Source organism: Mycobacterium aquaticum (genome assembly GCF_002086485.1).
GTDB lineage: Bacteria > Actinomycetota > Actinomycetes > Mycobacteriales > Mycobacteriaceae > Mycobacterium > Mycobacterium aquaticum.
The window spans coordinates 20,708-27,318 of the sequence record NZ_MVHF01000071.1; the positions used below are offsets into that span (position 1 = coordinate 20,708).

Here is a 6,611-nt window from a genome sequence, read left to right on the forward strand (position 1 = left end):
TAGTGCACTACCTCAATCGACAGATTCGCCCATCTCTCTCGGAGATTTCTGGAACACGTTCTAGTCTGGACGACATGAGTGACCTGCTGCGCCATCCCCTGCACTCCGGCCACCTGACCGTCGGCGCCCTCAAGCGCAACAAGGACAAGCCGGTCCTGTTCCTCGGCGACACCACCTTGACCGGTGGCCAACTCGCCGACCGCATCAGCCAGTACATCCAGGCGTTCGAGGCGCTCGGCGCGGGCACGGGCGCGGCGGTCGGGCTGTTGTCGCTGAACCGGCCCGAGGTGCTCATGATCATCGGCGCCGGCCAGACCCAGGGTTACCGGCGCACCGCGCTGCATCCGCTGGGATCCCTCGACGACCACGCATACGTGCTGGCAGATGCCGAGGTGACATCGCTGATCATCGACCCGACCCCGGCGTTCGTCGAGCGGGCCCAAGGCCTGCTGGACAAGGTGCCCAGCCTCAAGCAGGTGCTGACCATCGGCCCGGTGCCCGCCGAGCTGGAGGGCGTGGCCGTCGACCTGGCCGCCGAGGCCGCGAAATACAGCCCGCAGCCGCTGGTCGCCGCCGATCTGGCACCCGACCACATCGGCGGCCTCACCTACACCGGCGGCACCACCGGCAAGCCCAAGGGCGTCATCGGCACGGTGCAGTCCATCACCACGATGACGACGATCCAGCTCGCCGAGTGGGAATGGCCGGAGAACCCGCGCTTTCTGATGTGCACGCCGCTGTCGCATGCCGGCGCCGCGTTCTTCGTCCCGACCATCGTCAAGGGCGGTGAGCTGATCGTCCTGACGAAGTTCGACCCGGCCGAGGTACTGCGGGTGATCGAGGAGCAGAAGATCACCGCGACCATGCTGGTGCCGTCGATGATCTACGCGCTGATGGACCATCCGGATTCGCACACCCGCGACCTGTCGTCGCTGCAGACCGTCTACTACGGCGCCTCGGCGATGAACCCGGTGCGCCTGGCCGAGGCCATCCGGCGGTTCGGCCCGATCTTCGCGCAGTACTACGGGCAATCCGAGGCGCCGATGGTGATCACCTACCTGTCGAAGAAGGACCACGACGAGAAGCGGCTCACCTCGTGCGGACGGCCCACCCTCTTCGCGCGGACCGCGCTGCTGGACTCCGAGGGCAACCGGGTGCCCCAGGGCGAGGTCGGCGAGATCTGCGTGTCCGGGCCGCTGCTGTCGGGCGGGTACTGGAAGTTGCCGGAGGCCACCGCGGAGACGTTCCGCGACGGCTGGATGCACACCGGCGACCTGGCCCGCGAAGACGAGGACGGGTTCTGGTACATCGTCGACCGGACCAAGGACATGATCGTCACCGGAGGCTTCAACGTGTTCCCCCGCGAGGTGGAAGACGTTGTGGCCGAACATCCCTCGGTGGCCCAGGTGTGCGTGATCGGTACCCCCGACGAGAAGTGGGGCGAGGCGGTGACGGCCGTGGTGGTACTGCGTCCGGACGCCGCTTCCGATGAAGCCGCCGTGGCGAAGATGACCGCCGAGATCCAGGCCGCAGTCAAGGAACGCAAGGGTTCGGTGCAGTCACCCAAGCAGGTGATCGTGGTGGACTCCGTGCCGGTGACGGCGCTGGGCAAGCCCGACAAGAAGGCGGTGCGCGCCCAGTTCTGGGCAGGCGCGGAGCGGTCGGTCGGCTGAGTCTCTCCCGCGAGCAGTCGCAGACTCGCACGTTCGCGGGCCTGTGAGTGCAAGTCTGCGTCTGCTCGGCAGAATGGGGAGGTGGCTGAGGACCTGCGGGACACCGTCGACGCGGTGTGGCGCATGGAGGCCGCCAAGATCGTCGCGACGCTGACCCGCGCGATCGGCGATGTCGGCCTGGCCGAGGACATGGCGGCCGACGCCATGGTCGACGCGTTGACACAGTGGCCGCAGACGGGTGTGCCACGCAACCCCGGCGCCTGGCTGACGACGGTGGCCAAACGCAAGGCGATCGACCACTTCCGCCGCCAGGACAACCTGGACACCAAGTACACCGTGCTGGCCCGTGAACTCGCCGACCACGTCGACGAAGCATGGGACCCCGACCGTATCGACGACGACGTGCTGCGGCTGATCTTCATCGCGGCGCATCCCGTGCTGTCGCGGGAGGCGCAGATCGCGCTGACCCTGCGGGTGGTCGGCGGCCTGAGCACCGAGGAGATCGCCAAGGCCTTTCTGACGTCGAAAGCGACCATGGCGGCGCGGATCACCCGCGCCAAGAAGGCCCTTGCCGGCGTGCCCTTCGAAGTGCCCGACCGCGCGGAGTTCGGCACGCGGCTGGCCGCCGTGCTCGGCGTGATCTACCTGGTTTTCAACGAGGGTTACGCGGCGTCCACGGGTCAGCGCTGGATCCGCGACGAATTGTGCAGTGAGGCACTGCGCCTGGGCCGCGTACTGGCCGCGCTCACGCCCGATGAGCCCGAAGTGCACGGACTGGTGGCGCTGATGGAATTCCAATCGTCGCGGTTCGCCGCCCGCACCGACGCCGACGGTAACCCCGTGCTACTGGAAGACCAGGACCGCACCCGCTGGGACCGCGCCCAGATCCACCGCGGCGTCGACCGCCTCGAGCGCGCCAAAGAACTTGCGCAGCAACGTGGTTGGGGACCATACGCCCTACAGGCCGCACTCGCCGAATGCCACGCCGTCGCTCCCACGGCCGCCGACACCGACTGGGCCCGCATCGTATCGATCTACGAGGCGCTGCTGCAGATCACACCGTCGCCCGTGGTGGAACTGAACCGGGCGGTGGCACTGGCGATGCGCGACGGACCCGCCGACGCACTGCCGATCGTCGACGGCATCACGGGGCTGGACGACTCGTACCTGCTGCCGAGTGTGCGCGGAGAACTACTGTCGAGGCTGGGCCGCAATGCCGAGGCCGCAACCGAATTCGAACGGGCAGCGGCCATGACGGCCAACGAACGGGAACGCGCGGTGCTGTTGGAGAAGGTCAAGTCGGAGCGCGGCGCCTAGCCTCTGTCAGACTTCAGATGTGTGGTGCCCGACATGACCCGGCCGCTCCCGCACTCCGAGTTCGTCCGAAAGATGCCCGAGCAGAGCTTTGAGCGTGCTCGCGAGTTGCTCCCGCTGACCACGGGAAAGCCCTTGGAGCAGCTCACATTCGCGAGCCAGCACGGCCGCCACGAGCTCGTCGGCGGTCTCGTGGCCCCGCTCGGTCAGTTCGACGTCGACAGCTCGGGAGTCGAGTCGGCCCGCGCGTCTGACGAGTCCCTGCTTCTCGGCCCGGTCCACGCGTTGCGTTATTGCACCGGCAGTGATGAGTGAGGCGGCGGCCAGCTCCCGCGTCGTCATGCGGTAGGGCCTGCCGTGGCGTCGCAGGGTCGAGAGGAGGTCGAGGGTGGCCATATCGGCATCACGGGCGCGCAGCAGCCGGGCCCGATCATCGCCGAGCAGCTTTGCGATCTGCCAGACCCGCGTGACGATGCCGATGGATTCCACCGAGACATGGGGTAATTCGCGCCGCCATGCCGCCGCGATGGCATCGACCGGGTCGTCCGATGTTGACTCGTCCACGTGCACTCCTGCTACCTTTGTTTAGGTCTAAACATACAGGAGGTCCGACATGCGGACAGTAGTTGTCACCGGCGGGGGTACCGGGATCGGCCGAGCGGTCGCCGCTCGATTCGCCGCAGACGGCGCGGACGTGGTCATCACAGGCCGGCGGATCGACGTTCTCCACAAGGCCGCGGAAGACATCGAGGGCTCTGTACGCGCCATCGTGCTCGATGGCACCGACCCGCTGCGCACCGCGACAGTTGCCGAAGAGATCGGCGCGGTGGATGTGCTGGTGAACAACGCCGGAGGCAACACGGATTTCGACCGGGACGCGCCGATCGATCTAACCGACGTAGCCGAGGCGTGGCGGCAGAACCTGGACAACAACCTCATCAGCGCAGTGCTCATGACGACGGCGCTGCTCCCCAGAATGCCGGCCGGCTCCACCATCATCACCATCGGCTCGATCGCTGCCGACAAGGGCGCCGGTTCCTACGGAGCTGCCAAAGCTGCTGTCGCATCATGGAATATCGACTTGGCACGACAGATCGGCGATCGCGGTATCACTGCGAACGTCGTGTCACCCGGTTACATCGCCGATACCGAGTTCTTCCGGGACAAGCTCACCGACGATCGTCGGACCTCGCTCGTGGACGCCGCGATGACCAAGCGCGCCGGCTCACCGTCCGACATCGCCGCCACCGTCGCATTTCTCGCCTCGTCTGGCGCACGCCAGATCACCGGCCAGACAGTGGCAGTGAACGGAGGCGAATGGCCCAGCCGCTGACCGACGTGCGACGCCAGAATATTCAGGTGCCCCGAACAGTTCCGGTGCGGTACACAGAAGCATGTGACTGAACTGACCCTGCGCACAACCACCGACGATGACGACTTCCGAGAGTTCATGTCAACGTCGTATGGGGTGTTCTTGCAAGACCCGCGGATGGACGAGATCGATCTGATCCGCAAGTTCACCGACCTCGACCGGATGTTCGGATTTCACGACGGGAAGCGGTGGGCGTCGACGGCCGGGGCGTTTTCGCGCGAGGTGGTCCTTCCCGGAGACGTGACCGCGCCGGTGGCCGCCGTCACGGTGGTCACCGTATCGCCCAGCCACCGCCGCCGCGGTCTGTTGACGGCAATGATGCGTCATCAGCTCGACGACATCCGATCCCGCGGCGAGGCGCTGGCGATCTTGTTCGCGTCAGAAGCGTTGATCTACGGGCGTTTTGGCTATGGCATGGCGTGCTCCCACGCCACGTTGAAGGGGCAGGTGCGCGAGCTCGCGTTCCGCCCGGACGTCGACCTCGGCGACGGCTCGGTGACAGCAGTCGATGCCGAGACACTGCTGAGCTGCGCTCCGGCGATTTACGACCAGGCGACCGCGCAGAAGCCCGGCCAGATGGCCCGAACGGGTCCCTGGTGGGAGTCCTGGATCCACGACAACGAGGAGCGTCAAAAGGACTCCGGCAAGATCCGCTTCGCGGTGCACCACGACGCCGACGGCACCGTCAGCGGATTCGCCATCTACCGCCCCAAGTCGCATTGGGCGGACACCGGACAGCCCGCGGCCGAATTGCACGTACAGGAGGTCCGGGCCACCCATCCCCGCGCGTACGCGCGGCTCTGGCGGTACCTGTTGGACATGGATCTGGTGCGCAGCGTCACCTGCTACGGGGCCGCTGTCGACGAGCCGCTGCGCTACCTGGTGGCCGACCAGCGCGCCTTGCAGTGCGATGTGAGCGACGGGATCTACGTGCGGTTGGTAGACGTGGCCCGCGCGTTGACGTTGCGCCATTACGCCGCGCCGATCGATGTCGTCTTGGAGGTGACCGACGAGTTCTGCCCCTGGAACACCGGACGGTACCGGCTGCGTGGCGGCCCCGACGGCGCCGATTGCGAAACCACCACGGCGGCAGCCGATATCGCCATCACCGCCCGCGATCTCGGGGCGATCTACCTGGGTGGGGTCAGCCTGCAGGCCTTGACCGCCGCCGGATTGGCCGTCGAACTCACTGCGGGTTCGGTGCATCGGGCCGCGGTCGGCTTCGGCTGGCCGACGGCTCCGAGCGTTCCCGACGACTTCTAGCGCCGCCTGGCACGATGGTTGCCATGGTGCATGCGGTGATGTTCGACTTTTCGGGGACCCTGTTCCGCCTCGAGGAGGACGAGAGTTGGTTCGCTGGGATGGCCGTCGACGAGCAGGAGGTCGACGGCCATGTGCAGGCCGAGTTGATGCGTCGGCTCACCGCGCCCACGGGCCGTTCGGTGGAGATGTCCGACGAGCAGTACCACGCATGGGTGAACCGCGACCTGGCCCCGCACCTGCACCGCGAGGCTTACCTGCACGTGCTGCGCGAGTCGGGGCTGGCCGATCACCACGCCGAGTCGCTGTATGACCGGGTGATCGACCCGGCCAGTTGGACGGCATACCCCGATACCACCGATGTCCTCAAAGGTCTTAAAGCACAAGGCATCCGGACGGCGGTGGTGTCCAACATCGCGTTCGACGTGCGGCCGGCGTTCGCCGCAGCCGGCGCCGACGCCTACGTCGACGAGTTCGTGCTGTCCTTCGAGGTGGGCGCCGTCAAGCCCGACGCTGCGATCTTCTCCGCCGCTCTGGACAAGCTCGGAGTGGCCCCGACCGACGCGCTGATGGTCGGTGACAGCGAAGAAGCCGACGGCGGCGCGCGGGCACTGGGGTGCGAGTTCGCGCTGGTCGATCCCTTGCCGACCGCCGAGCGGCCCGACGGGCTGCGTCGCGCCCTGACCCGCTACGGGATCCCCACCTAGCCGGCACCGCCACCGTGTTCGTGGCGTTGGAGATCGCGATCAGGAATGCGACGGAACGCTGCCATGAGCGGCACGGCACCCGCGATTTTCTGGCCGAGATTGTCCTAGGGCTCGGGGTCCGGTTTTTGTCGGTGGCCTTCGCCATAATGGTGGCATGTCCTCGCAGCCAACACCTTTCACTGATGACGGGGTGAGCCCTGCGCAGCGTCTGGAGGTGTTGATCGACGAATTGTCGGAGTTGTGCGGGCAGCGCAACGCGATCGACGGACGCATCGTCGACATCGT

Annotated in this window: 6 protein-coding genes and 1 pseudogene; 6 read left to right on the top strand and 1 reads right to left on the bottom strand. The window is 66.9% G+C overall.

Annotation, left to right across the window (positions count from 1 at the left end; translation table 11 throughout):
- Window positions 1–74 precede the first annotated feature (74 nt).
- Complete coding sequence (fadD8, locus tag BST13_RS36795; protein WP_083170932.1) at window positions 75–1,673, top strand: fatty-acid--CoA ligase FadD8; 1,599 nt, start codon at window positions 75–77, stop codon at window positions 1,671–1,673.
- Window positions 1,674–1,796: 123 nt separating this feature from the next.
- On the top strand, window positions 1,797–2,990 hold the full coding sequence (locus BST13_RS36800; RefSeq protein ID WP_083170951.1) for an RNA polymerase sigma factor: 1,194 nt from the start codon (window positions 1,797–1,799) through the stop codon (window positions 2,988–2,990).
- Between the two features lie 6 nt (window positions 2,991–2,996).
- Here the strand turns inward: BST13_RS36800 and BST13_RS36805 are convergent, their stop codons facing one another.
- Window positions 2,997–3,551, bottom strand: coding sequence for a MarR family winged helix-turn-helix transcriptional regulator (locus tag BST13_RS36805; RefSeq protein WP_083170934.1), 555 nt, complete (start codon window positions 3,549–3,551; stop codon window positions 2,997–2,999).
- Between the two features lie 49 nt (window positions 3,552–3,600).
- Here BST13_RS36805 and BST13_RS36810 point away from each other — a divergent pair, with 49 nt between their 5' ends.
- From BST13_RS36810 to BST13_RS40065, 4 genes and pseudogenes are all read left to right on the top strand, one after another.
- Window positions 3,601–4,320, top strand: a complete 720-nt coding sequence (locus tag BST13_RS36810; RefSeq protein ID WP_083170935.1) for an SDR family NAD(P)-dependent oxidoreductase — start codon at window positions 3,601–3,603, stop codon at window positions 4,318–4,320.
- 63 nt (window positions 4,321–4,383) lie between these two features.
- Window positions 4,384–5,622 carry a GNAT family N-acetyltransferase gene (locus BST13_RS36815; RefSeq protein ID WP_083170937.1) on the top strand — a complete coding sequence of 413 codons (1,239 nt, stop codon included), beginning with the start codon at window positions 4,384–4,386 and terminating at the stop codon, window positions 5,620–5,622.
- Between the two features lie 14 nt (window positions 5,623–5,636).
- Window positions 5,637–6,326, top strand: a complete 690-nt coding sequence (locus BST13_RS36820) for an HAD family hydrolase (protein ID WP_083170938.1) — start codon at window positions 5,637–5,639, stop codon at window positions 6,324–6,326.
- Window positions 6,327–6,480: 154 nt separating this feature from the next.
- A pseudogene (locus tag BST13_RS40065) lies at window positions 6,481–6,611 on the top strand (hypothetical protein); the annotation flags it as partial.

Bases quoted from the DNA above. Each gene is read 5' to 3' on its own strand.
- fadD8 (WP_083170932.1), top strand. From the start codon at position 75: ATGAGTGACCTGCTGCGCCATCCCCTGCACTCCGGCCACCTGACCGTC.
- BST13_RS36800 (WP_083170951.1), top strand. From the start codon at position 1,797: ATGGAGGCCGCCAAGATCGTCGCGACGCTGACCCGCGCGATCGGCGAT.
- BST13_RS36810 (WP_083170935.1), top strand. From the start codon at position 3,601: ATGCGGACAGTAGTTGTCACCGGCGGGGGTACCGGGATCGGCCGAGCG.
- BST13_RS36820 (WP_083170938.1), top strand. From the start codon at position 5,637: ATGGTTGCCATGGTGCATGCGGTGATGTTCGACTTTTCGGGGACCCTG.